The 22,451-nt window shown below is 66.0% G+C and carries 28 protein-coding genes and 2 pseudogenes; 17 read left to right on the top strand and 13 right to left on the bottom strand.

The window, feature by feature from the left end; translation table 11 throughout:
* Positions 1-471 precede the first annotated feature (471 nt).
* The 6 genes from GON09_RS24745 to GON09_RS24720 all read left to right on the top strand — a co-directional run bounded on the left by GON09_RS24745 (position 472) and on the right by GON09_RS24720 (position 7,762).
* Positions 472-2,628, top strand: coding sequence for an FtsK/SpoIIIE domain-containing protein (locus GON09_RS24745; RefSeq protein ID WP_213934683.1), 2,157 nt, complete (start codon positions 472-474; stop codon positions 2,626-2,628).
* A 126-nt stretch (positions 2,629-2,754) separates the two neighbouring features.
* Positions 2,755-3,105, top strand: coding sequence for a hypothetical protein (locus GON09_RS24740; protein ID WP_213934682.1), 351 nt, complete (start codon positions 2,755-2,757; stop codon positions 3,103-3,105).
* Positions 3,106-3,107: 2 nt separating this feature from the next.
* Complete coding sequence (locus GON09_RS24735) at positions 3,108-4,517, top strand: ParA family protein (RefSeq protein ID WP_213934681.1); 1,410 nt, start codon at positions 3,108-3,110, stop codon at positions 4,515-4,517.
* Between the two features lie 116 nt (positions 4,518-4,633).
* Positions 4,634-5,815, top strand: coding sequence for an insoluble domain protein (locus tag GON09_RS24730; RefSeq protein ID WP_213934680.1), 1,182 nt, complete (start codon positions 4,634-4,636; stop codon positions 5,813-5,815).
* Positions 5,816-5,844: 29 nt separating this feature from the next.
* Positions 5,845-6,531 (top strand): hypothetical protein, encoded by a 687-nt coding sequence (locus tag GON09_RS24725; protein WP_213934679.1) that lies wholly within the window; start codon positions 5,845-5,847, stop codon positions 6,529-6,531.
* Between the two features lie 226 nt (positions 6,532-6,757).
* Positions 6,758-7,762: a DUF2637 domain-containing protein gene (locus GON09_RS24720; protein WP_213934677.1), complete on the top strand. Its 1,005-nt coding sequence runs from the start codon at positions 6,758-6,760 to the stop codon at positions 7,760-7,762.
* A 124-nt stretch (positions 7,763-7,886) separates the two neighbouring features.
* On the opposite strand, the pseudogene GON09_RS24715 reads toward GON09_RS24720, so the two are convergent.
* Positions 7,887-8,225, bottom strand: a pseudogene (locus GON09_RS24715) (metalloregulator ArsR/SmtB family transcription factor); the annotation flags it as partial.
* Between the two features lie 77 nt (positions 8,226-8,302).
* Here GON09_RS24715 and GON09_RS24710 point away from each other — a divergent pair.
* On the top strand, positions 8,303-8,557 hold the full coding sequence (locus tag GON09_RS24710) for a hypothetical protein (protein WP_238588785.1): 255 nt from the start codon (positions 8,303-8,305) through the stop codon (positions 8,555-8,557).
* Between the two features lie 46 nt (positions 8,558-8,603).
* On the opposite strand, the gene GON09_RS24705 is transcribed toward GON09_RS24710, so the two are convergent.
* The 3 genes from GON09_RS24705 to GON09_RS24695 form a co-directional block, all read right to left on the bottom strand.
* Positions 8,604-9,023: a PIN domain-containing protein gene (locus tag GON09_RS24705; RefSeq protein WP_213934676.1), complete on the bottom strand. Its 420-nt coding sequence runs from the start codon at positions 9,021-9,023 to the stop codon at positions 8,604-8,606.
* Complete coding sequence (locus tag GON09_RS24700) at positions 9,020-9,235, bottom strand: FitA-like ribbon-helix-helix domain-containing protein (RefSeq protein WP_244867083.1); 216 nt, start codon at positions 9,233-9,235, stop codon at positions 9,020-9,022. The genes GON09_RS24705 and GON09_RS24700 overlap by 4 nt, the downstream gene beginning before the upstream one ends.
* Before the next feature lie 547 nt (positions 9,236-9,782).
* Positions 9,783-10,142, bottom strand: a complete 360-nt coding sequence (locus GON09_RS24695; RefSeq protein WP_060654893.1) for an Rv2640c family ArsR-like transcriptional regulator — start codon at positions 10,140-10,142, stop codon at positions 9,783-9,785.
* Between the two features lie 97 nt (positions 10,143-10,239).
* Between GON09_RS24695 and GON09_RS24690 the strand changes: the two genes are divergently transcribed.
* Positions 10,240-10,731 (top strand): ArsI/CadI family heavy metal resistance metalloenzyme, encoded by a 492-nt coding sequence (locus GON09_RS24690; RefSeq protein ID WP_213934675.1) that lies wholly within the window; start codon positions 10,240-10,242, stop codon positions 10,729-10,731.
* A gap of 52 nt (positions 10,732-10,783) precedes the next feature.
* Here the strand turns inward: GON09_RS24690 and GON09_RS24685 are convergent, their stop codons facing one another.
* The 5 genes and pseudogenes from GON09_RS24685 to GON09_RS24665 form a co-directional block, all read right to left on the bottom strand.
* The gene (locus GON09_RS24685; protein ID WP_213934674.1) at positions 10,784-11,191 is read right to left on the bottom strand and encodes an arsenate-mycothiol transferase ArsC; all 408 of its coding nucleotides are present in this window, start codon (positions 11,189-11,191) and stop codon (positions 10,784-10,786) included.
* 22 nt (positions 11,192-11,213) lie between these two features.
* Positions 11,214-12,261: pseudogene (locus GON09_RS24680) on the bottom strand (ArsO family NAD(P)H-dependent flavin-containing monooxygenase).
* 16 nt (positions 12,262-12,277) lie between these two features.
* Positions 12,278-12,637 (bottom strand): arsenate reductase ArsC, encoded by a 360-nt coding sequence (locus tag GON09_RS24675; RefSeq protein WP_244867081.1) that lies wholly within the window; start codon positions 12,635-12,637, stop codon positions 12,278-12,280.
* Positions 12,638-12,694: 57 nt separating this feature from the next.
* On the bottom strand, positions 12,695-13,792 hold the full coding sequence (gene arsB / locus GON09_RS24670; RefSeq protein ID WP_213934672.1) for an ACR3 family arsenite efflux transporter: 1,098 nt from the start codon (positions 13,790-13,792) through the stop codon (positions 12,695-12,697).
* Complete coding sequence (locus GON09_RS24665) at positions 13,789-14,187, bottom strand: ArsR/SmtB family transcription factor (protein WP_307854533.1); 399 nt, start codon at positions 14,185-14,187, stop codon at positions 13,789-13,791. The genes arsB and GON09_RS24665 overlap by 4 nt, the downstream gene beginning before the upstream one ends.
* A 226-nt stretch (positions 14,188-14,413) precedes the next feature.
* Here GON09_RS24665 and GON09_RS24660 point away from each other — a divergent pair, with 226 nt between their 5' ends.
* The 5 genes from GON09_RS24660 to GON09_RS24640 all read left to right on the top strand — a co-directional run bounded on the left by GON09_RS24660 (position 14,414) and on the right by GON09_RS24640 (position 17,648).
* Positions 14,414-15,424, top strand: a complete 1,011-nt coding sequence (locus GON09_RS24660) for a hypothetical protein (protein ID WP_213934670.1) — start codon at positions 14,414-14,416, stop codon at positions 15,422-15,424.
* Positions 15,425-15,433: 9 nt separating this feature from the next.
* Positions 15,434-16,204, top strand: a complete 771-nt coding sequence (locus GON09_RS24655) for a hypothetical protein (protein ID WP_213934669.1) — start codon at positions 15,434-15,436, stop codon at positions 16,202-16,204.
* Positions 16,205-16,214: 10 nt separating this feature from the next.
* On the top strand, positions 16,215-16,664 hold the full coding sequence (locus tag GON09_RS24650) for a hypothetical protein (RefSeq protein WP_213934668.1): 450 nt from the start codon (positions 16,215-16,217) through the stop codon (positions 16,662-16,664).
* A gap of 160 nt (positions 16,665-16,824) precedes the next feature.
* On the top strand, positions 16,825-17,292 hold the full coding sequence (locus GON09_RS24645; protein WP_213934667.1) for a hypothetical protein: 468 nt from the start codon (positions 16,825-16,827) through the stop codon (positions 17,290-17,292).
* Positions 17,289-17,648 (top strand): hypothetical protein, encoded by a 360-nt coding sequence (locus tag GON09_RS24640; protein WP_213934666.1) that lies wholly within the window; start codon positions 17,289-17,291, stop codon positions 17,646-17,648. The genes GON09_RS24645 and GON09_RS24640 overlap by 4 nt, the downstream gene beginning before the upstream one ends.
* A gap of 134 nt (positions 17,649-17,782) precedes the next feature.
* On the opposite strand, the gene GON09_RS24635 is transcribed toward GON09_RS24640, so the two are convergent.
* The gene (locus tag GON09_RS24635; protein WP_213934665.1) at positions 17,783-18,124 is read right to left on the bottom strand and encodes an ATP-binding protein; all 342 of its coding nucleotides are present in this window, start codon (positions 18,122-18,124) and stop codon (positions 17,783-17,785) included.
* Positions 18,125-18,273: 149 nt separating this feature from the next.
* Between GON09_RS24635 and GON09_RS24630 the strand changes: the two genes are divergently transcribed.
* Positions 18,274-18,888 carry a DUF2510 domain-containing protein gene (locus GON09_RS24630; RefSeq protein WP_213934664.1) on the top strand — a complete coding sequence of 205 codons (615 nt, stop codon included), beginning with the start codon at positions 18,274-18,276 and terminating at the stop codon, positions 18,886-18,888.
* A gap of 223 nt (positions 18,889-19,111) precedes the next feature.
* On the opposite strand, the gene GON09_RS24625 is transcribed toward GON09_RS24630, so the two are convergent.
* Complete coding sequence (locus tag GON09_RS24625; RefSeq protein WP_213934663.1) at positions 19,112-19,366, bottom strand: hypothetical protein; 255 nt, start codon at positions 19,364-19,366, stop codon at positions 19,112-19,114.
* Between the two features lie 5 nt (positions 19,367-19,371).
* Here GON09_RS24625 and GON09_RS24620 point away from each other — a divergent pair, with 5 nt between their 5' ends.
* Entirely contained in the window at positions 19,372-19,578 is a 207-nt protein-coding gene (locus tag GON09_RS24620; RefSeq protein ID WP_213934662.1) for a hypothetical protein, read from the top strand.
* 434 nt (positions 19,579-20,012) lie between these two features.
* On the top strand, positions 20,013-20,186 hold the full coding sequence (locus tag GON09_RS24615) for a hypothetical protein (RefSeq protein WP_213934661.1): 174 nt from the start codon (positions 20,013-20,015) through the stop codon (positions 20,184-20,186).
* 87 nt (positions 20,187-20,273) lie between these two features.
* Here GON09_RS24615 and pip read toward each other — a convergent pair whose 3' ends face one another.
* The gene (gene pip, locus GON09_RS24610) at positions 20,274-21,233 is read right to left on the bottom strand and encodes a prolyl aminopeptidase (RefSeq protein ID WP_213934660.1); all 960 of its coding nucleotides are present in this window, start codon (positions 21,231-21,233) and stop codon (positions 20,274-20,276) included.
* Between the two features lie 101 nt (positions 21,234-21,334).
* Here pip and GON09_RS24605 point away from each other — a divergent pair, with 101 nt between their 5' ends.
* On the top strand, positions 21,335-21,691 hold the full coding sequence (locus tag GON09_RS24605) for an amino acid permease (RefSeq protein ID WP_213934659.1): 357 nt from the start codon (positions 21,335-21,337) through the stop codon (positions 21,689-21,691).
* 96 nt (positions 21,692-21,787) lie between these two features.
* Here GON09_RS24605 and GON09_RS24600 read toward each other — a convergent pair whose 3' ends face one another.
* Entirely contained in the window at positions 21,788-22,339 is a 552-nt protein-coding gene (locus GON09_RS24600) for a DUF2716 domain-containing protein (protein ID WP_213934658.1), read from the bottom strand.
* Positions 22,340-22,451 lie beyond the last annotated feature (112 nt).

Here is a 22,451-nt window from a genome sequence, read left to right as displayed (position 1 = left end):
CCCGGCGTTCCTTGGGGGGAGTGTAATCCAGAATTGCGCGCGGCGCCAACGGTATCCGCAACCGACCACGTCGAACGCTCTTCGGAGCGCTCACTGCGGCGGTCGTGCCCATGCTTGATAACTGCACGGGAAGTCGGGGTGTGGAGCGCTCGACACACCACGTACGAGTGCCCACACGCATGCTCGGATGAACGCTCGCTGAACCGGTATGCGCGCGCTGTGATCACCACTCGAATGAACACCCGGCGACATAGCGCTGCAAGCGCTGTGGTGGAGGTCTTCTCTGCTGAGCGCCGAACACGTTGAGGCGCAATTTCATCGAGCCGGACACTCACGGATCCGAGCGCATCACCTGCACCAGTTCGCAACGCCGTCACCTGCTTGGTGAAAACTCGGGCCCTCTGCCACTGTGCTCGCACACCGCACCGGACGGCATCCGGCGAAGACGAGCACGAGTGAAAGGCGCAGGCAGTGAGCGCAACTCCAGACCCTCTCAAGGACTGGCTCGTCGCTGCATGGCGCGACACGGTCGGCGACACCACCGACGCTCGCGGCGATCGGACCGGCGACGGGCGGATGACCTGCGTGTCCCGCTTCGTGCCCTTCTCGCCGCTGACGGCAACCTTTGCCGCAGCTGCCTTCTCCAGCCCGACCCTTATTGCCTCTGTCGCGGGAAACGCTTCGGTCGTCGAGGCGCTGACCGGGCTGCACGACTACCGGTGGCCGCTGGCAGTAGTCACCGCTCCGCTGATCGCCCTCGACATTTCGCGGCACCTCACTCACCAGTGGTCACAGATGCTCGACGCGATGGTGCAACAGAGCACCGGGCATATACCCACCAAGATCTCGATCTCGCGGCCCACCACCGGGCGCTCGATCCGAGGCGCGAGAATCAAGCTCTCGCGCGGTGCAGTGATCCGCCCCAAACAGTTCGAGGCGCTCTCGTGTGCGGTCGAATCGGCCTTCGGTACCAGCGAGACTTCGGCGGTGACGGTGCGGCACGACGCGCACCGCGACCGGCTCGTCATCACCCGCACGCCGATCACCCCGGACACCCGCAGCGAACGACAGAAGGTCCTGCAGGATGCGCTCGACGGCGCCACGATCTTCAAAAGCCCCAAGGTCAGCGTCGACACCATCGACGAGGACGGCATCGAGACCGGTTACCGCATCGCCTTCGCCAAGTCGATGAACGCCGGCGCACCCGGCTTCCAGGCCAAGGTCGACGAAGCCCTCGCCTCGCTCGCCGGCCCGCACGAATCCGGCCGGAACTGGACCTGCGATTGGTATCCGAACAAGGGCTATCTGGTGATGCGGCTGGTCACCGCCATGCCCGAGCGCGTCGACCACCCCCTGGAACTGGTCGATGAGAACCTGCGGCACCTGCCCTATGCGACCGGCGCGGCGGACCGGATCATGTTCTGGGATGTCTCGACGAGTTCGAACAAGCCACACTGCCTGATCGTCGGACCCACCGGCGGCGGTAAGACCTCGGTGATCCGCACGCTGCTCACCGAAGCGGCACGTCGCGGGGTTCCGTTCGTCGGGGTCGATCCGAAGATGATCGAACTCGACGGCCTCGAGGGCTACCCCGGCTGTGGGGCGATCATCTACGACGCGCTGCGCGCGGCGATGTTCGTGCGCGCCCTGCATACGGAGATGATGGCGCGCAACGCCTACATCCATCAGATGAAGATCGAAGGCTCGCAGCTGCCGCTGATGATCGCGGTGCTCGACGAGTTCTTCATCCTCTCCGGCAAGTGGCAGCGCCTGGCCAAGACCGGCGACGACGAAACCAAGACTCTGCTCAAGGAACTCGATCCGCTCGGGGCGTGGGCGGATCTGGCAGTGTTGGCGCGCTCGGCCGGCATCCGGTTGTTGCTCGGTGTGCAGCGTCCGGATGCGTCCCTGTTCGGTGGTGCCTCCGGCAATGCGCGTGACAACTTCGGCACCCGCATCTCGCTCGGCAATCTCTCGCAGGACGGCGCGTTGATGATGTGGGGTGATTCGACGGTGGGCCGTGAGGTCGACACCTCGGTCAAGGGCCGCGGGATCGCGCTCGGTGACGACGGGTCACCGGTCGATGCACAGATGTGGTGGACCCCGAACGTCGATAAGCATCCGAACAAGTGGAACCAGCTGTCGGAGAGCGAGAAATCCACTATCGACGGGTTGATGCCGGCCGAGGCGCCGCAGTTCACCTGTTACTCGCCGGAGCTGGCCGACTTCATCGAATCCGAACGCGCCCTGGCGCGGCGGGCACGCAACCACGGAAGCGTGCCCGAGCCGATCGTCCTCGGCGGTACGAGTACGGGCGGTGTCGGCACCGTGTCGATGGCCAAGGCTGGCGCCGAAGCCGCACCGGAACCTGAGTCTGCGGATGAGGACTTCGCTGATGTCATCCCGGCCTCGAGTGTGACCGCAGGGCAGACCGTGCTCATCGACGACGAGGACGGTGACCTGGTGCCGGTCACTGTCGATGCCGTCGATGTGCGTCGCGGCAACCGAGGCGAGGTCATCGAGACTGTCCTGACCATCGGCGCCGGTCGGGTCACCACCCGCATTGCCTTCGACGCGAACGGCGTCGTTGTCCTACCCGAACCCGACCTCGTCGGTCACAGCGCATGAGCATCGGACGGCACGCCGCACGAGCGTCTGATCGCTGTCCGTGTCGTCGCGATCGCATCAACCCCCGTAGTGGCCGCTCGTCGGCCCTGTGAACCACGCCCGTAATCACCACCGGAAGGAACCCCGATGACTCGCCGCATTTCTCAGTCGATCACCCCTACTGCCGAGGACGTCGCCGCGCTGCGTGGACCGTTCGTCTCCAAGGGCGCCAACGACCCGGTGATCAAGGCGCTGCGCGAGTACTTCAAACAGACCTCGCCGGCGTGGCTGGGCAAACTTGACGAGAAGCAGGAACTCACGCGCGAACGCCTCGCCGAGATCCGTGAGGCGTCGGCCAAGCGCCGCGTGGTCATCGAAGCGCTGCCCGACGGCAAAGCCCGCACCAACGCGTTGGCCGAGCTCGAGCAGACCGATGCTGTCATCGACGAGATGGACACCGCACTGGCCGGCGCCGGCGCCTTCGGCGGGATCAACTAACCATGGCGCCGACCGTCGAGATCGAGGCGACCTCCGCGACCACCGCGCGCGCGAGGCTCACCGGCGCCGACGTGCCCCCGATGGAACTGGCGGCAACCGAGGACAGGGCACTGGCCGCTGTCGTGCACGACTTCGTGCGCACCCTCGCAGCGAAACAGCAGTCCGCCGTCGAGGTCGTCTACCGCACCGGCAAAGACACTCGCTTCCTCACGGTCGGCCCTGACGGCAAGCTCACCGAAAGTGCTCCGAGCGTCCCGATTCCGGTCGTGGTGAGCGAACCCGCTTCGGCGGCCAGTGAGGCTGCCTCCGCGGCGCCGGCCGGGCCGGTGACCGTGGCTACCGAACCGCTCACCCACGAGACACCCGCACCGACTGACCAGACGCCCGCTCAGGAGCCCGTACACGCCGCGCCGACACGGTCGCCGGGTTCGAAGTCCACGCTACCCCCAGAATTGGCCACAGAGCCGCTCAGCGGCCGGATCGAGGCGTTGTCGGCGCTGTCCGCACCCCGCGTCAACCCAGCGGCCGGCGAACCCGCCCGCCTCGGAATGCGGGGACGGCTCAACGCGATGCTCGGCCTGGGGCTTGCACCGAAACCCGACTCGGTCGAGATGCGGCTGCGCGCGGCGCACACCACGATCGCCCGGCCGCTGCCGGACGGCGCGCTCGTCACCGTCGCCAACATCAAAGGCGGCGTCGGTAAAACCCCGATGGCGATCGCTCTGGCCGAGACACTGGCCGAGTATCGCGGCCCCGCCACGATTGCGTGCCTGGACCTCGGGGAGGTCGGCGGCAGCTTCACCGATCGGATCGCGCTTCCCCCGGCCGCAGGGCAGGACGTGGCGTCGCTGCTCGCCGATCTCGGTGACCAGGTGCAGCCGGTGCGCCCGTCCGTGCTCACTCGGTATCTGACCCGTCAGCCGTGCGGCTCGTATGTCGTCGCCGGCGGAATCGGGGCGGCGGCACCGGTGAGCTACGACGACGCCGCGACGTTGGCGGCGATCCTCGGACACCACTACGACCTGCTGGTCGCCGACACCGGCAACTCGCGCCACGCCGGCAGCTGGCGGTGGGCGATCACCGCCGCGCACGCCGTCATCGTTCCGGTGCCGCTGCGCCGCGACAGCGCGGTCGCTGCCCAGCGCACCCTGGACGCGATCCATGCCGTCCGCCCGGATGTGCTCGCCCGCACGGTCGTGGTCATCACCGAGGGGCCGGGGGATGTGCCGATGGTCGAGATCGACGCCGTCGATGCCTTCTCCGCGCTCGGTGTGCCGGTGTGCCGGATGCCGTTCGAGCCGTTGTTCGCCTCCGGTGGGCGCATCACCTTGAGCCAGCTACGGCGCGGTACCTGCGAGGCGTTGACCGTCCTCGCCGCCACCGTCGTCGATCTGATCGCAGACGCCCCCTGATCCCGTTGGTCCGGAACCGTTTTCGGTCCGGGCGCGAGGCCGCTCCACTTGACCCTTTTCCGATCCCCGACCAGGCCCGGCCATCTCTGTGGCCGATCGATGAAAGGCAATGCCCGATGAGCAACGACAATCCCACCCCGAATCGCGCCGCCCGCCGCGCAACGAGTCGCCACCGCACAGTCCAGCGTCAGGCCACGGCCGCGTTCGTCGCGACCGCGGCAGTGGCGGCAGGACTGGTGCTGGCCCCGACCGTCGGGGCGGCCCCATCCCAGGGCGGCACTACCGGTGGCGGGACGCAAGGCGGCACCACCACGACCCCGGCACCGCAGCCCGAGGTGGAGGTTGTGCCGCAGGCGCCGTCCGAGCCGATCTACTGGTCCGCCCCGCCCGCAGTGCAGCCGCAGTACGAGCCGCTGCCGAACTACGACTACGACACCGGCCGCTACAACCGGCAGACCACGTACACCCCGCCGCTGGAGCTGTCGACGCTGCACGCTCCGACCCCGGTCGAGCAGGCCCCGATCTACATCGCCCCGCCCGCGAAGATCATGATCGGCGACTACCACCTCACCCAGCCGAACTGGATTACCGACGCCGACCGCGAGCGCACCAACAACACCGCCGGCCTGACCCGATCCCAGGTGGCCACCTTCTGGCGTTCCGTCGGTGTCGGTGCTGATCGCGCCGACCGCGTCGCCGCCGCACAGATCGGCGGTGTCGCCGCAGGTGCGACCGCAGGTGTCGTGGCCGGTGCGGTGCCGGGTGCGCTGATCGGCGGCACCATCGGCGGCATCGGCGGCGCCGCCCTCGGCGGGGTGGTGCCGCTGCCGATCCCGGTGCTGCCCGAGATCACGACCGGTGTCGCAGGCACCGCGGCCGGTGCGGCGATCGGCGGTGCCGTCGGCGCAGTCCCCGGCGCGATCGTCGGTGGTGCGATCGGGTTGGCTGCCGGTACCGCCTTCGGTGCCGGGGACGACGAAGGACAGCCGATCGAGGTCGAGTTGCCGGACGTGCAGCAGGACGTGATCACCGAGCAGACCGCGGCGACGGTCGAGCAGTGGCAGACCTCCGGACCGGTCGGTGCCGCCACTGCGGAGGTCGTGCGCAGCGCGGTGCAGACAGCACCTCACATCGATTCACAAGCCCGCGAATGGGTCACGGCGCAACTCGGCGGCGAGAACGTGATCGCCGCCGTCGACTCCACCCTGGAGGCGTTCTTCGGTGGTTCGGCCGGCACTGCCGCCGAGATGATCTCGACCGCCGTCGGACAGGGCGCTGGCGCCCCGGCCTCCGCCTGACCGCACAACAAGGATGTGGGTGCACCCCGATGAAACTCGGCAAGACAACATTTCGGCATCCGGCCGTCGTCGACCTTCTCGGCGGTGCACCCACCCAACGCTCGGGTGCAACCGCCGATCCGGTTGCACCCGGCGATGCGATCGACGGTGCATTGGTTGCACCGGCGGTGACCCCACACGAGCGACCTGTGCCGCGCACATCGAGGCGCACAGGCCGCGTTGCAGTGGTTGCCATCGCCATTGCAGTGGGGGTTGCCGCCGTCACCACAGGGGTGATGTGGAGCGCACGCGGCGAGGAGTCCGCAACGGCAGCACCGACGTCCGACAATGTGGGGACACCGATTCTCGAACTGTCCGCAACGCCGACGGCGCCGGCGTCGGATCTCGATGACGAGTGCCGCGCCGACCGGGGTGACCAGCGCAGTGGCGCCGGGGTGATCGCCGCCTGGAACTACGCCTACTACGTCCGGCGCGACGCGGTCGCCGCGCGCGCCCTGGCCACCCCGAACAGTTCCGTCGTCCCGGCCGAGCAATTGCAGCCGTTCATCGACGAGATCCCCGTCGGCACCAACTACTGCGTCCGCACCAAGGCCCTGTCCGAGGATGTCTACCTCGTCGACCTGTCCGAACTGCGCCCCGACGGCGTGCAACGCATCACCCAGACCGTCACCACCCAGCAGATCGACGGCACCTGGTTCGTCGACGTCTTCAACTGACCACCGACCTTGCAACCCGCCCGTTTCCGTGTGGTTCGTGCGGCGCACCTCGTCCATGTCCTGTCCGCACCGGGGCGGGAGGGGAGTCAGACGCCAAGAGCACGTGTCAGTAGTCGAATCAGCACCCCTCTAGAGAATTTCGTAGAAAGAGGCTTCCGTCGTGTCCGATGACTCCACTCAGTCCGCACCGCCGTTGCACCACGATGCGCGGCCGGTGCGTTCGAAGATGCTCGGTGTCGCCGCGGTGGCAACGATGGCGTTGCTTCTTGCGGCGTTGGCGTTCACGCTGTCGTTCGATGCGTTGCGGGCACTGGCCATCGAAATCAACGTGCATCCGAGTCGTGCATGGATGGCCCCGGTTGCCATCGACGTTGCACAGGCCGCTGCAACAGCCGGCTACGTCATCTTCCGCGTTGCCAACCGGCACCTTTGGGCGCGGCGCTACTGCATGAGCTTGGCGGTCGTCACCGTCGCGTTGAGTGTGGTGGGCAACTCGTACCACTCCTATCAACTCGCCGCCCGCAACCTCGCACGCGTTGCAGCAGGGGAGCACCTCGGGTTCATCCCGCAACCCCCAGCCATTGCCGCGATCATTGCGGCGATCTTCCCGCTGTTGTGGCTGGCACTGTTTCACCTGTTCACCATGATGCTGCAGGTTGTCATCGACGAACGCACCCAACGCCGTGATGCTGCAACGGTGGCTCATGTCGTGCAACGCGAGGGCAACACCGCTGCACCGATCTGCACTGCGACCGAGAAGACGACGGAGCATGATTTCACGCTCGTCGCCGTGGCAACGCGAGAGAGCGCAACCGATGCAGGCCGCGCCCACGAGGTGCACCAGGAAGCGAATGGTGCATCACCCGGAACCTCACACGAGTCCGGCGTTGCGGGGGTTGCCCTCGCCGAGACGACCGTGGACGCCGATGTTGTCGTGAACGCCCGCGGCGCCGATGCAACGCGCAACGGTTACCCGCATACCGCGGCCGGGTTGCAGCAGTTCCTCGCCGACGGCAGTTTCACCGACTCGGTCAAACGCGTGGCGGCGATGCTCATCGACGAGCCGCACCTGCGGCAAACCCAGGTTGCGCGGCGGTTGCACGTCGATAAGTCCACGGTCAGTCGTCGGTGGCGCTCGTTCGTTGCGGCCGCCGAAGCTGAAGGCTTCGCCGTGCCGCCGCTCCCGGCGGCCGACAGCACCGGACGAGTGCGGGAACTGCAACCCGCATAACTCATGTCTTAGGGGTTGCTGCGGTCCATGACGCGGCAACCTTCCCGACTTCGCGTTCCCGCTCGCGTCCCCACTTTCGGGGCGATGTCATGCGTCGACGCCTCATGCTCTGGGATGGTGAGCGGCAGCAGTTCGGGTCCAGGACCGCACGTAACGCCTCGAGCGACTCGGCGCGGGCGCGGTAGAAGACGTTCATTCCACGTCGTTCGGATTGGACCATGCCGGCCCTGCGGAGCTGGCCGAGGTGGGGACTGACGGTGGATTCGGTCAGGTCGACGCCGGTGGCGAGATCGCAGGTGCACACTCCGCCGCCGTCGGCGGTGAGCAGGATCGATACGAGCTTGATGCGGACCGGATCGGCGAGGGCCTCGAGGCATAAGGCGAGTTCGAGGGCGGCGTCGTCGCTCATGGGGGTGACCTCGACGTCCCAATCGGCATCTCGCCGCTCACTTCGTCCGCACACAACGCCGAACGTTCGGGAAAACGCCCGCCGTCTACGGGAGCGACTGCTCGCTCGTCAGACTTGCCGAGATCGCCGCGATGATCGGCGTCAACAGGAAGGCAGCAGGCCGGCTGGCACCACACCACCGCATTACGCCGATCGCCGCAGGCCCGCCGATCGATCCGGCATGGTTCCACGACCAGTACGTCACCCAGCGGCGAACGCGGCGGGAACTCGGGCACGAGGTGGGGTGCAGCGTGCCGCAGATGAGCCGGAGCGCAAAGCAATACGGCATCCCGATTCGTCCGCCGAGCGAGGCCGACCGTACCGGACAGCTCAGCGAGCCTCATTGACTGCACTCGAGCCCGGTCGACGGGCGTTTGCACCGAAGTCGGGCCTTCAGGGATTCGGTTCCCACGGGTTGACACACCGGACACCGAGCGGGTCGAAGTGCTTGGTGTTGCGCGTCGCCACGGTCATCTCGGCGGCCTGGGCGACAGCGGCGATGAGAGCGGCGTCGAACGGCGCATGTTCGGGCGCCCGGTAGGTGGCCAGCACCCGGGCGGCCGGCAGATCAAACGGCAACACACGGTCAGCGAAGGCGGGCCGGACCCGTTCGTCGAACCACCGGCGCAGGACCACTCCCTGATTCGGGTCGGATCGCTCATTGGCGACTACGCCTCGTTCGATCTCGGCAATAGTCATGGCCGTCACGAACAGGTCGGCCACCGGCACCGACGCCGCCCAAACCTCGACCGACCGGTTACGGCCCCGAACTCGCAGCGCGGACACCACGTTGGTGTCCAGAACGTACTTCACAACTCGGCGGTTCGGGCGGTCAAACCGAGGCGCTTGGGCTCGAACTCGATGTCGGCACCCTCATCGGTGCTCAAGAGGTCGACGAGCGTGACTGGCTCCCGCTCGAGGGCCTCGCCGAGGATGTCGCGTACCTCCGCCTCGACCGACCGGTGATGCTGCTCAGCACGCGCCCGCAGGGCAGCCTTGGTTCCCGCGGGAAGGTTGCGGATCAGGATCTGTTCCACCGTGACCACCTCCGATATCACACTAGTGATATCACCCAGGAATGTCGGAGAACCGCGACCCGGTGATTTATCCGGGACGGCATCGTCGGCGCTGGCGACATCCTGGACCGCATCGCCGCGGTCGGAATTCAGTGGCTGGCCGTCTATACCGATGACCGCGATCTTGTCCTTACCCGCGTGACGAACTGGCTCGGATCGTTCCTTCCTGATCGGGCACCCGCGGCGGAGGTGGGGCAGTCGGTTGCCGAGCCTTCGGCCGAGAACTATCGCGCTGTGCTCGACGGGCTTTCGGCCGCAGCGACGGCTCACCCCCGCAGCATTCCGGGAGATGCTGGGGCGGTCCTCGAGGGTGACCCCGAGGGCCGACGACAACGGCGCCTTTTCCTGCGGAGTCGACCGAGGGCGCGGACCAGAGCTCGATCGGTGAGTTCGGGCGGGAGCGGTCACCCGTTCCTGGTGCTTCCCCGCCACTGCTGCGCGGCGGCTTGCCCTCGAACGCCGGGCAACACGATCGGCCCACGCGGTCGATGAGGGGTCAGCGGCAGCAGTTCGGGTCCAGCACCGCACGTAACGCGTCGAGGGCTTCGGTGCGGGCGCGGTGGAAGACGTTCATCCCACGTCGTTCGGATTCGACCATGCCGGCCTTGCGGAGCTGGCCGAGGTGGTGACTGACGGTGGATTCGGTCAGGTCGACGCCGGTGGCGAGATCGCAGGTGCACACTTCGCCGTCGTCGGCGGTGAGCAGGATCGACACGAGTTTGATGCGGACCGGGTCCGCGAGGGCCTTCAACCGCAGGGCGAGTTCGAGGGCCGCATCGTCGCTCATGGGGGCGGCCGAGACCGGCGCGCAACAGATGGGGGCGCTGACGTCGATGACGGGTAGGGCTTTCGGCATCCTTCGAGCTTATCTACTTTCTTGACATACGTCGAAAAGGTGGCGCATTCTGTAGGCGCCCAGTACTTCGATATATGTCACACAGGTGGAGGATGTCATGTCCCGCGCACAACTCGCCCTCAACGTCGACGACCTGACCGAAGCGGTCGCCTTCTACACCAAACTGTTCGGTGTCGAACCGGCCAAGCTCAAGCCCGGTTATGCGAACTTCGCGATCACCGAACCGCCGCTCAAGCTCGTACTGCTCGAGAACCCCGGCAAGGGCGGCACCATCAACCACCTCGGAGTGGAGGTCGAATCGAGCGAGAAGGTCCACGCCGAGATCGCCCGCCTGACCGGCGAAGGACTGTTCACCGACGAGGAGATCGGCACCACCTGCTGCTTCGCCACCCAGGACAAGGTGTGGGTCACCGGCCCCGCCGGGGAGAAATGGGAGGTCTACACCGTCCTCGCCGATTCGGACACCTTCGGCTCGAGCCCACAGCACCTCGACGACCCGGCCCCCGCCGAAGGCGGCGTGTGCTGCGGCACCGCCACCGCCCCGACCGAAGGGACGCAGCAGACCCCAACTACAACGTCCTGCTGCTGAACAACCCACCTCATGTCGGCCACCCAGGTTCGGGTGGCCGACATCGATGTCGTCAGCGACGAAGCCGCTCGGCGAGGTCGGCGACACGAGCGGCGATGTCGTCGCGGACCAACCGCATCCGTTCGATGCCGTCGATGCCGCGTTCGGACGGCTCATCGGTGTCCCAGTTCTCGAACCGCGTCCCGGCCACCGGCTCGAGACGAGCCTCGCGGCCGAGGGTGACCACCAAATCGACATCGCGGACCAAGTGCGGATCGACCGGTCTCGGGATCTCCCCGGTGATATCGACGCCGACTTCGAGCAGCACCTCGGCCGCCAAGGCGTTGATGCTGGTACCGGGTTTCGTGCCGGCGGAGTGCACCGCGACGGTGTCGCCGGCAGCGGCTTTCATCAGCCCGGCGGCCATCTGGGATTTTCCGCCGTTCTTCGCACAGACGAACAACACCGAGGGTGTGCTCACAGGCGAGGCCCTTTCACGCAGGTCAATTGTCGAGATCGAGGTCGGCGACGGCAGCCTTGGCGGTGCGGCCGACGCCGAGGATGGTGGCCGAACCGGGACCGGTCCAATCGCCGTAACCGAGCAGATGCAAGCGCGGCTCCTTCAACGAGCGGGTACCGCCGACCGGCACCGTGCCCGTGTGATCGCGCAACCGCAACGGCCGCAGATGCGCGAGGGCAGGCCGAAAACCCGTGGCCCACACCACGACATCAGCCCGCTGGTGACGCTCACCCCAGGCGATGCCGTCGACGGTGAGCCGATCGAACATCGGCAGCGCGGTCAAGACGCCGCGCTCACGTGCAGCGAGGACCTCCGGAACCATCACGATGTCCCCGAGGGCGGCGATGCCACCGGGATCGGGCCGGCCCGCAGCCAAGGCCACCGCACGGCGGGAGGCGAGCTCGAACAAGGCCCGGCCGTCGACACCATCGGGCAGGAACCGCGGCGGACGGGTTGGTGACCCACGTGGTCGCCGCGACGGTGGAGATCTCGGCGACGAGCTGAGCCGCGGAGTTACCACCCCCGACCACGACGACATCGGCGCCGGTGAACTCGGTCGGGGTGCGGTAGTCGACGGTGTGCAGTTGCCGCCCGGCGAACAGACCCGCGCCCGGATAGCTCGGCCGAAACGGTCGCTGCCAGGTGCCGGTGGCACTGATCACCCGATGCGCCCGCCACTGCCCACGGTCGGTGTCGACCAGCAGAGCGGGGCCGTCGCGGCGCACCGCCTGCACCCGCACCGGCCGCTCGATCGGCAGGCCGTAGCGGGCTTCGTAGCCGGTGAGATAGTCCCCGACATGACGTGCCGGCGGGAAACCGTCCGGCCACCGCGGCATCGGCCACCCCGGCAGCGACGCGAAGTCCGCCGGGGAGAACAGCCGCAGCGACGGCCACATGTGCGGCCACGCCCCGCCCGGGCTGTGCTGATCGTCGAGGATCACGAAGCGGTGCCCAGCCCGGCGCAGGTAGTAACCGGCAGCCAGACCCGCCTGCCCACCACCGATCACAAGCACCTCGACGTTCGTCGTCATCGAAGAACCGCGCAGGTCAGCGCGGGGTGGACGGGGTGGTCAACTCGGCGACGAGGGCTTCGACCTTGGCCTTGATCTCGTCGCGGATCGGGCGCACCGCCTCGACGCCTTGACCGGCCGGATCGTCGAGCACCCAGTCCCGGTAGGACTTGCCCGGGAACACCGGGCAGGTGTCCCCGCATCCCATCGTGATCACCACATCGGAGGCGTGCACCGCCTCGGTGGTGAGGATCTTCGGATTCTGCTCGGAGATGTCGATGCCGACCTCGGCCATCGCCGCGACCGCGGCCGGATTGACCTGATCGGCCGGTGCGCTGCCGGCCGAGCGCACCTCGATCCGGTCCCCGGCGAGAGCGGTGAGGAAACCGGCGGCCATCTGCGAGCGGCCGGCGTTGTGGACACAGACGAACAACACACTCGGTGTGCTCACGGATCAAACCTCTTTCGATGCGGGCAGGTGTGCCGACTCACGGCGGGTGAAGCGGTTGCGCAGGGCGAGGGAGACGTACACCAAAGCGACGAGGACGGGAACCTCGATGAGCGGTCCGACCACTCCGGCCAGTGCCTGCCCGGAGGTCACCCCGAAAGTGCCGATCGCCACGGCGATGGCCAGTTCGAAATTGTTGCCCGCCGCGGTGAACGCCAAGGTGGTGGTGCGCTCGTAGCCGAGGCCGATCGCGGCGCCGAACAGATAACCCCCGCCCCACATGATCGCGAAGTACGCCAGCAGCGGCAGCGCGATCCGCACGACGTCGAGCGGCTGGGAGGTGATCTGCTCGCCCTGCAACGCGAATAGGATCACGATGGTGAACAGCAGACCGTACAGCGCCCACGGCCCGATCTTCGGCAGGAAGGTGTCCTCGTACCACTCACGGCCCTTGGCCTTTTCGCCGAAGTGGCGGGTGAGGAAACCGGCGATCAGGGGGATGCCGAGGAAGATCAGCACCGACTTGGCGATCTGCCACGGCGAGACATCGAGGGCGGCCTGTTCGAGACCGAGCCAGCCGGGAAGCACCGATAGGTAGAACCAGCCGAGGACGGCGAACATGATCACCTGGAAGACGGAGTTGATCGCCACCAGCACCGCCGCGACCTCGCGGTCCCCGCACGCGAGGTCGTTCCAGATGATGACCATGGCGATGCACCGCGCGAGACCGACGATGATCAGGCCGGTGCGGTACTCGGGCAGATCCGGCAGCATAAGCCAGGCGAGGGCGAACATCAGGGCGGGTCCGAGGATCCAGTTCAGGATCAGGGAACTGATGAGGAGTTTGCGGTCGCCGGTGACGGTGTCGAGGCGGTCGTAGCGCACCTTTGCCAGCACCGGGTACATCATGATCAGCAGGCCGAGGGCGATCGGCAGGGAGATGCCGTCGATCTCGATGAAGCTCAATGCTTCACCGAGTCCGGGGATCATCCGGCCCAGTAGCAGGCCGACGACGATGGCGGCGCCGATCCACACGGCCAGGAATCGGTCGAGGGTCGACATCTTCCCGACGACCGCCGGGTGCTCGGTGTTCGTCGTGGTCATCGCGTTGCCTCCGCGGCATTGTCGACGACGGCGCAGTCCGAGCCCGGTACGACTCCGCGTTCCGGGGACAGCACGGCCGACAACTGGGTCAAGGCCGAGGGGATCACCCGGTAGTACACCCACGTTCCGCGGCGTTCGCAGTCGAGCAGACCGGCTTCGCGCAGCACCTTGAGGTGATGCGAGATGGTCGGCTGGGACAGGTCGAAGGCCGGGCTGATGTCGCACACGCAGCTTTCGCCGCCCTCGTGGCTGGCGATCAGGCTGAGCATCCGTAGGCGCACCGGGTCTCCGATCGCCTTGAACATCCGAGCCAGCTCCCCGGCCCAGTCCTCCGTCAGAGGTTCCCGTACCAGTGGTGCACAACAAAGGTCACCGCTATCAGTTTGAATCGACACCCATCAATATTGACAGTGATCGAATCAGCGGGCAAACCGGGCTACGGCCGCCATCGGCGCAGGACCGTCTCGCAGACTCTTCACTGCCATCTACCGCCGAGACTGCAGCTCTGACGCAGAACTCTTGTGTGCCCGCGTGTGGATTCAGCGCGGCGCGTCGATCAACGTAATCCAATCGTCTACACTATAGGTTGTTTGCATATGGTTTATAGATCTGGTAGGTGCCATGCAGTCGACAAGCGACCTGATCACAGACGCGCTGAGCGTGCTTCGCGCTGCCGACTTCCGGGCGGAAACGAACGGCTCGCTCGCGGATTGGGTGCTCACCCCGCCAGGTCGGCAGGCACTACCCGTGCGAATGAAAGCGTCTGCGTCGCCGCCCACACCCAGCGCCCTGAAAAAACTTGTCGACGCGCAACATAACAAGCAACGCGACGTGAAGCTCTTTCTCGTTGTCGCCCGCGCCACTTCACATCTCACGCAGCTGGCCCACGCTTCGGTCGTCCACCTCCTCGCTGTAGATGAACGGCGTCTGATCGTCGACGGCACCGACTACTCCACGACGATCAATCAACCCACACCCGACCACATACCGCTCCGCCGCAGGGGGCGACCGCCGTGGATCCGGTGGGCGATCGAACGCCTCCTGCTCTTGTCCCCCCAACCGCTGCCCCAGACGATTGTGGCCAATCATCTGCACACCACACCCCAGGCTGTGTCGAAAGCTCTCAAAGGCCACGAGTATGTCGAACCGGCAGAAGGCGGCTGGACGGTCCACCGGCGGCAGGAGCTGTTGACCCGCTTCCTCGACGAATATCCAGGCCCGGGAGGTGCCTGCACCTACTGGTACGGACTCGACGCGCCCACTGGGCAGATCACCCACGCACGACAGCTGTGCCGCGACATGGACATCGACTGCCTCCAGACAGGAGACATCGCCGCCGACCATTACGCTCCCTGGCGCATGCCGGTCACTGCGGCTATTTATATGCGCGAACTTCTCGATTTCGTTCCTGCCGGCTTCAGCGTCGCTTCACGCGAGGAGTACACATTCACAGCAACCGTCCCGGAAGATCCCACCCTCTGGCATACCGCCGCAGTCCTCACCGACTCGACCCCCGACTTCGTCGACCCGATCATTGCGCTGCACGATGTGATGCATGGTGAAGGAACAGACGCACTCGACGCAGCCGAACACCTACAGGACGCGATCCTTCATGGCGCGGTACGTAGATAGCCGCCGGCAGTGACCGACATCGTCGTCCAATCAGCATCGAACGCAGCCGATCTCGGTCTTCGCGCCCTTGCGGACCTGGCCGCCGCAGCCGCAGGTCTCGACTATAGGGTCATCGGTGGCCACATGGTCCATCTGCTCACCTACGTCTATCCCACCAGCGACGCACACCAACGTGCCACCGCCGACGCGGACGCCGGCATCTCGCCAGAAATCGCAGGAAGTCCCGACCTCGACACCAAACTCGTAGGCCGCGGATACACGCGCGTCCGGGGGAACAGATGGGAGGCTCCCTCCGGCGATCCCGACCATCCCCTCGCAGTCGACCTGCTGGTACCAGCGACCTCCGGCCAAGGACGAGAAACAAAATTCCTCGGCGACAAGAAATTCGGCTTCGACGCCATTCCCGGACTGTCCCTGGCCCTGCACTCCCAGCCGCTCGATGTGACGGTCCACGCCCAGCTCTACAACGGTGAGTCCACCACGTTCACCGTATGCATACCGGACGTGGAATCGGCGGTCGTGCTCAAAGCGCTCGCCTGGAACAGCCGCCATCACCCGAAGGATGTCGAAGACTTGAGCTCGTTGATGGCCATCGTCCACCAACACCGAGACGACCTCCGGGTCTGGAAACTCGACCAACCCTGCACAGGTTCTCGAAAAGACGCCGCGCGTGTCCTCCGAGGCTTAGCGACTATGGCTGACAAGGGACAACGCATTACCGGCCTGCGCATGGCGCACGCGCGCTTCAGCGCCCTGATCCAGCGTTACATCCACGGATAGGGCGGAACTGATGACGAGATCGTCTCTGCCGCTGCGCGCACGGACTGCGTCCACCGCACTTCGGCGTGCCCATGCCGCGCGCCGAACCTCCACACTCGGCAGCGCAGGATGGGTCGCATCCCGACAGGGTGCACCCAACACTCTGGTGCGCCGCCAGAAGGTGACCACAGCAACCGCGCTGCGGCTCGACCGCATCGTCGACGAACTCGTTACCGCCTTCCGCGCATCGAATGGCGCTGCAGCCATCTCGAGCACAGTCGCACTCGGCGTCGCGCCGGAAATCCACGACCGCCTGATCTGCGCCTACCTGCTCGACAAGGCATCCCCGGCGCCTACGGGGGCGCAGGTCCGCGTCGAGATCAAGCGAGAAGGACCTCAGATCAGCGTGCAGGTCACCCTTGAACCGGCTTCCACGACGACCAGGAGCGCCCCCACGCAGCGTCAGCGCCGGCACACGTGAGCCAGTGACCCTCTCAACCCCGCGAGCGCGTTCGACCCGATCGCTGGAACGACGCGCACGGTAAAGCGGGATCGGCGTCGACTTCGGCTGACTCCCACCGAGCACGGCCTACCCCTAGGACCACCTCGCCGAAGACATACTTTAAAAGTAAATTGAAAGTATGTCGGCGCATGAGGTTCCGTTCTCGGACATCCAGAACAAGGGCAAAGCGACGCTGTCGGCGTGGCAGCGCTCAGGCGCACGCCCGCTGCGCGTGACCCGACGCGATGACGAAGATCTGGTCCTGATCACAGCGACCCGAGCCGAGCAGGAACGTGCGGTCCTGACAGCGGCGACGGCCATGGTCGATGCCCTGCTGCACGCGAACAATCCCGGGCTTGTCCGCACGGTCGTCGAGGCGGCGTTTCCGTGGGTGAGCTACCTCTCCGACGAGGAAGGCGCCGACTTCATCAACGAGCTCATCACATCGCTGCGCGCAGGCTCATCCCTGGACAATCCGGCTCTCGCGGCCCGCGCCATCGAGATGTGGCGTCATACCGCGGAGGTGTATGCCGACCCGGAGCTCGCCCGCATCCTGTCGACGCCATCCGAGGGCGATTTCGGAACTGTGCCGGTGCCGGAGCTGTGAGCCCTGAACGAGGGAAGCAGGTCGCGCTGCCGGCATCCGATTCCGATTCTCTGTGGGAGCTGCGGTTCGCGACCCGCGAGGCTGCGAAAGGCTGGGACGAGCTGTGTCGGCAGGCGCCGGCGAACACGTTGGTGGCCTACGAGGAGATGCGGCGCCGCGAGGTCGAGCAAGTGCCCACCACGCGTCATCACCGGCTCCAAGGCACGCTCGCGTCCGGGGTGCGCAACGGTAGTGAGAGGGAGCAGTGGCAGTACGAGGTCACTGCCGACAGGCGAATCTGGTATCTGATGGACGTCGAGCGGTGCACGTTGTGGTTGAGGTATGCCGGTACAGCGCACCCGGAAAAGATGGAGTGATCTTTCAAGGCGGGCGTTGTCATCGAATGCGTACTCGGCTGTGTGACTACGCGGACCACAGTCACGCGTTGTTCTTCGTTTCGCAGACAGGTTTATCGACCGTCACGCCGACTGATGCATCTGTCGACGCGGAATCAGTTTGGCGCGTACTGCTTCCTTTGTGTGCGCCCGTGTTTCGATCTCGCGGGGGCCGCGGTACCGCCGCGCTGCAAACAGCCCGCGACGGTGGCAGCCGATGCGAGAGTTTTCGGCACGATCGTGTCGATCCCGGACAGATGCAGGTTGCTGATCACCACGACGCCGCGCCGCTCATCGGCAGCACCTATGAGACAGTGAACGCTTCGGCGGCAGCCTGACCCCGGCGGCAGCATCCCGATCTCGCCCACGACGAGCAACTCGGTCCGGGCAATCGCGCTGATGGTCGTGCGGGTCGCTCCATCGAGATGCTCAGGGATCCTCCTGAACATCGGCGACATCGAGACCCCAACCGGAAAGCGCCTGTGCATCTCGAAGGATTCATCTCACCGATGCGGGACTACATCGTGACCGAAAACGCGACCGAACGTACTTCCCGTGACTACGTTCGGTGGAAACCGAACATCCACCAGCGGAAAGGATTCCACTGATGTCCGACGCATCGAATCCCGGCGCTGCCGGTTCGCCCGCACCCGGCTACTACCCCGACCCATCCGGTGTCATGCGATGGTGGGATGGAAGCCGGTGGACCGATCGCGTACAGAACAGCGGACCGCCTCCGTCGGCACCCCAGCCGCCCAAGAAATCGCACACCGTGCGCAACATCTTATTGGCGCTGGTCGCAGTGGGTGTATTGGCGATCGGCGGCTGTATCGCATTCCTCGCTGTCGCCGCGAACGAGGTCAACGAGGCAATCGAAACCGCGGAGGCCCAGGACTCCGCCCCTGGCGGGCCCGACAACCCCCTGACGATCTCCGAGGGTCAACCCTTCGAGGTTTCGGGCTTCCAGTACGCACCCGGATGGTCCGTCACGCAGGACGGACTCGGTTACGTCCAGATAGAGGGCCTGAAGGTGACCAATGCGCGAGGCGACAGGGACGGTGCGTTCGTGGAGATCAAGTTCATGGACGGAAACGAAGTAGTGGCGCTCGTCGACTGCACGACAGAACAGATCCCGGTCGGTCAAACCACGTCCTTGAACTGCTCCAGTGGCGACAAGTTCCCAGCGACGTACGACAGGATCACCATCAACGACACCTTCTGAGCGCAGCAGGAGCTCATGCCGGAGCAGACTCCCGCCACCGTCCTGCACGAGGGGTGTTGCTGAGTTCTGCGCGCCCGAACGTTCGTGGAACGCGACAGCAAATAGCGTGCGCAGATCCTTCACGTAGCCACCGCTGGCCAGAACACTCGAGGGCATATATCCGCTTCAGCGGCCGGCCCGACGCACCATGGCATTTCCGAGAAGTCCGCGTTCAGACGTTCAGTCACCCGGTTCCGTTCACCATGAACAGCTCGAACCAGTTCACGTAGCCCATGGTGAGGGGGATACCCGCCCCCTTCGACCGGTCCGCAGCGTTGAAGGAGCGCACCTCGTAATCGGCGCATGGCTGCAACGGGGCAGACCCGAGACCTGCACGTACGCACCGAAGCCAGATCTTGCCGGACATCACCTGTCGGCCACGTGCTTGCGGCAACGTCCCGATCTGGTTGCGGAGGTCCCGTTCGTAGCCGATCACCATGCAGGGTGATCACACTGCACATCGATACTGGCATCGCTGACTGGATGGATGGATCGATGACTACCGACGGTCGTTCGGACAATAGCCGGGAGCCCGACGAGCCGTCCGAGCGCGCCGTACATATCGAAGTCGTCTACGACCCTGACTTCAGGGTCATCGCCGAGGTCACTACGGCCGACGGCCGCCGGTTCTATGGCATCGACCCGGGCTGATCGATGGGCATGTCAAACGTTGACGTCCGGCACCGCCCACACCGCATGCTTCCCGAAACGACCTGCAAGACTCCGAGTTCGGCGATAACGTGTTCTAGTCGGGGATTTCGGAACACGCCCCGTCTCGCCTTCGATCGGGGGAGGGCGAGGCGGGCATCCCGCAACCATCGGGTCCCGATCGCGTCACGAAGTCACGACCGGCAAGCCGTTCAGCTGCGCTGTGCGCACACATCGCCAATGATCCAATTGCGACCTGAGCGACCCCCGACCTCTCAGGCCGCACAAACGTCCCACCTCGACGTCACCGTCAAGGTGGGACGTTTTCGTCGTTGCCATGGCTCGTCGCCTGTCGGAGCTCCGGATATCCAGTCGTTCGCAGGCGGGCGCCTGGCTGACGGCACCCGTCGTGCAGCGCGGACACGCTTGATGTCGGCGTGGTCGCCGTCGCTGCGCGCGCCTTCGAGGCCCACCCCGGACTGTTCTTGGCCCCGCACTTCCAGCCACACGGCCTGGCCGCGGTCCGTGCCGGCACCGGGGTCGGGGACCGGCCGCCGGCGATGACGGCGAAGAAGATCAGCTGGCGCGGGTGGTGCGCGACAACGGGATGAATCAATCCGAGATCGCGGAGATCTTCTGGATGGGCCGTATGACGTTGTACCGGCACCTGGAAGCAAGCGCGTGCACAACCACCGTCCTCACCTTCGCGTCGTCTCGGCCACGCTGCTGATCGCTTCGACCAGCTCGCCGGTGAAACTGCCCCCGCCGTGACCGGCGTCCTCGACCACAACGAGGCGACTACTGTCCCACCGGCGCGAAAGCTCCCACGCGGTGTCGAGCGGACCGGAGATGTCGTACCGGCCGTGAACAAGAACCGCCGGTATGCCCGCCAGCCGGTGCATGCCGTCGAGCAGTTGGTTCTCACCGAGAAAGTGGTCATTGCCCCAGTAGTGGGTCACCACGCGCGCAAACATCATCCGGAACGTCGGATCCTGGTAGCGGGGGGAGGGCACCCATCCGGGAACGAGCGAGACGTGGGTGTCCTCCCATTCGCACCAGCGCAGCGCCGCATTCTCCCGAACGGCCGCGTCGGGATGGGCGAGCAGGCGCGCGTAGGCAGCCGCGAGGTTTGCGTCTCGCTCGGCCGGTGGCACCGGTTCGACGAACCGTTCCCACTCGCGCGGGAAGATCCGCCGCATGTCCCGGGTGATCCACTCGACTTCCCGGCGGCTACCTGTCGTGATCGCTCCCAGCGCCATGGCGGCCACTCGGTCGGGATGTGCTTGCGCATAGGCCAATGCGAGGCACACGCCCCAGGACACCCCGGCCACTACCCACTTATCGATCCCGAGATGTTCGCGGAGGCACTCGATATCGGTGATGAGGTGATCGGTGGTGTTCGTGGAGAGGTCGGTGCTCGGATCATCGGCTCGGGGCGTGCTGCGTCCGCAGCCGCGCTGATCGAACAGCACCGCGCGAAACACGCTCGGATCGAAGTACGTGCGCGTACCCGCGGTGCAGCCTGACCCCGGTCCGCCGTGGAGGTACACGATGGGAAGGCCCGACGGGGTACCGACAGTTTCCCAGTAGAGAATGTTGCCGTCGGCTACCGCGAGATGTCCCGAGTCGTAGGGTTCGATTGCCGGGAACAGATCCATTCGGGTGAGTGTGTCACGGCATCTCCCTGTTCGGACTCTCCGACAGCACACCGTGCGTCATGTCCGGACCTGCCGGTAGAAGCGCCGTATCGTCCGACCACATGGCGTGGTTGATGTTGGGTGTTCTGGCACTGATGGGGGTAGTGGCGGGCGTGGTGGTGCCGCGACGCGCCCGGCTCGGCAGCGCCCCAGGGTTCCCGTGGTTCTGGGTGGCGTTCCCCGCCACCTGCATCATCATCGCGACCACGATCGGCGTCTTCGCGTGGCCTCAGGTGTTGACCGGCTCGGGAAGCTACTGGTGGGAACCGCCCACTGCGAATCGACCCGGCTTGCAGTTCTTGTCGAACGAGCAGTACCAGCGGTTCGCGACACTACACCGGTGGAGATGGGTGCTGCCGGTGGCTTCACTCGTGGGGATCGGGTGGTGCGTGTGGGCCTGGCGGCGGCGTCGGTTGTGACACCGCCATCGTCGATGAGTCCTGCAGGACATTGCGAACTACCTGAAATGACAAGCAAGGCAACGACGTTGCGGTATTCAGGGATGTTCGGTGACGTTACGCATCCTCGGGTCGGCGGCCGTCGATTCGTGTGACGGGCAGCCACGTCGCCAAGGTCCGGCCCAGCGTGGCCAGCAGCCGTTCGCCGAACACGCACAGGGTCTGCTCCCACGGGTGCCCGAAGGTGCCTTCGCTCAGGTCGTCGCGCAGAAAGATGTAGTAGTCGCCGTTCGGGTAGACCGGCACCCGCCACTCGGTGTCCGGGGTGCTCGCATGCACGGCCGCGTCGAGCCGGTAGCAGGTGTGCTGCCAGTCCAGCACCACGAATATCGGATCGTCGGCGAACTCGGTCACGAAACACCGCAGTGCTTCGGCGTTGACCGCATCGAATCGGCTCGACCATGCGCCCGCAACATCGCCGGGCGCGGTGAGATCGAACGTGATCGAGGGTGTCGGTTCGGTGATCGCCGGCCAATCCGGCTCGGCAAGGCCTGGACGGAATCCGAACCGAGCGGTGAACCGATCCCAGTACCGAGACCGATGTTTCTCGTCGAGTGTGGTCCAGCCCGGCGGGAGCGGACTACCGAAGTCGAGCGTGTGCCTCATCATGGTGGGCCTCCTTGCCGCTGGGTATCGCCCCGGTGTTCCTGCACAGAGTTGCTGTCGGCGCGAAGGAGCTTCACGGGGTCCACGCCGCCCTTCGATGTCAGCGACCGGCTTC

The sequence above is a fragment of the Rhodococcus sp. B50 genome, from assembly GCF_013602415.1.
Lineage (GTDB): Bacteria > Actinomycetota > Actinomycetes > Mycobacteriales > Mycobacteriaceae > Rhodococcus.
This window is presented reverse-complemented; position numbering and strand designations above follow the sequence as displayed.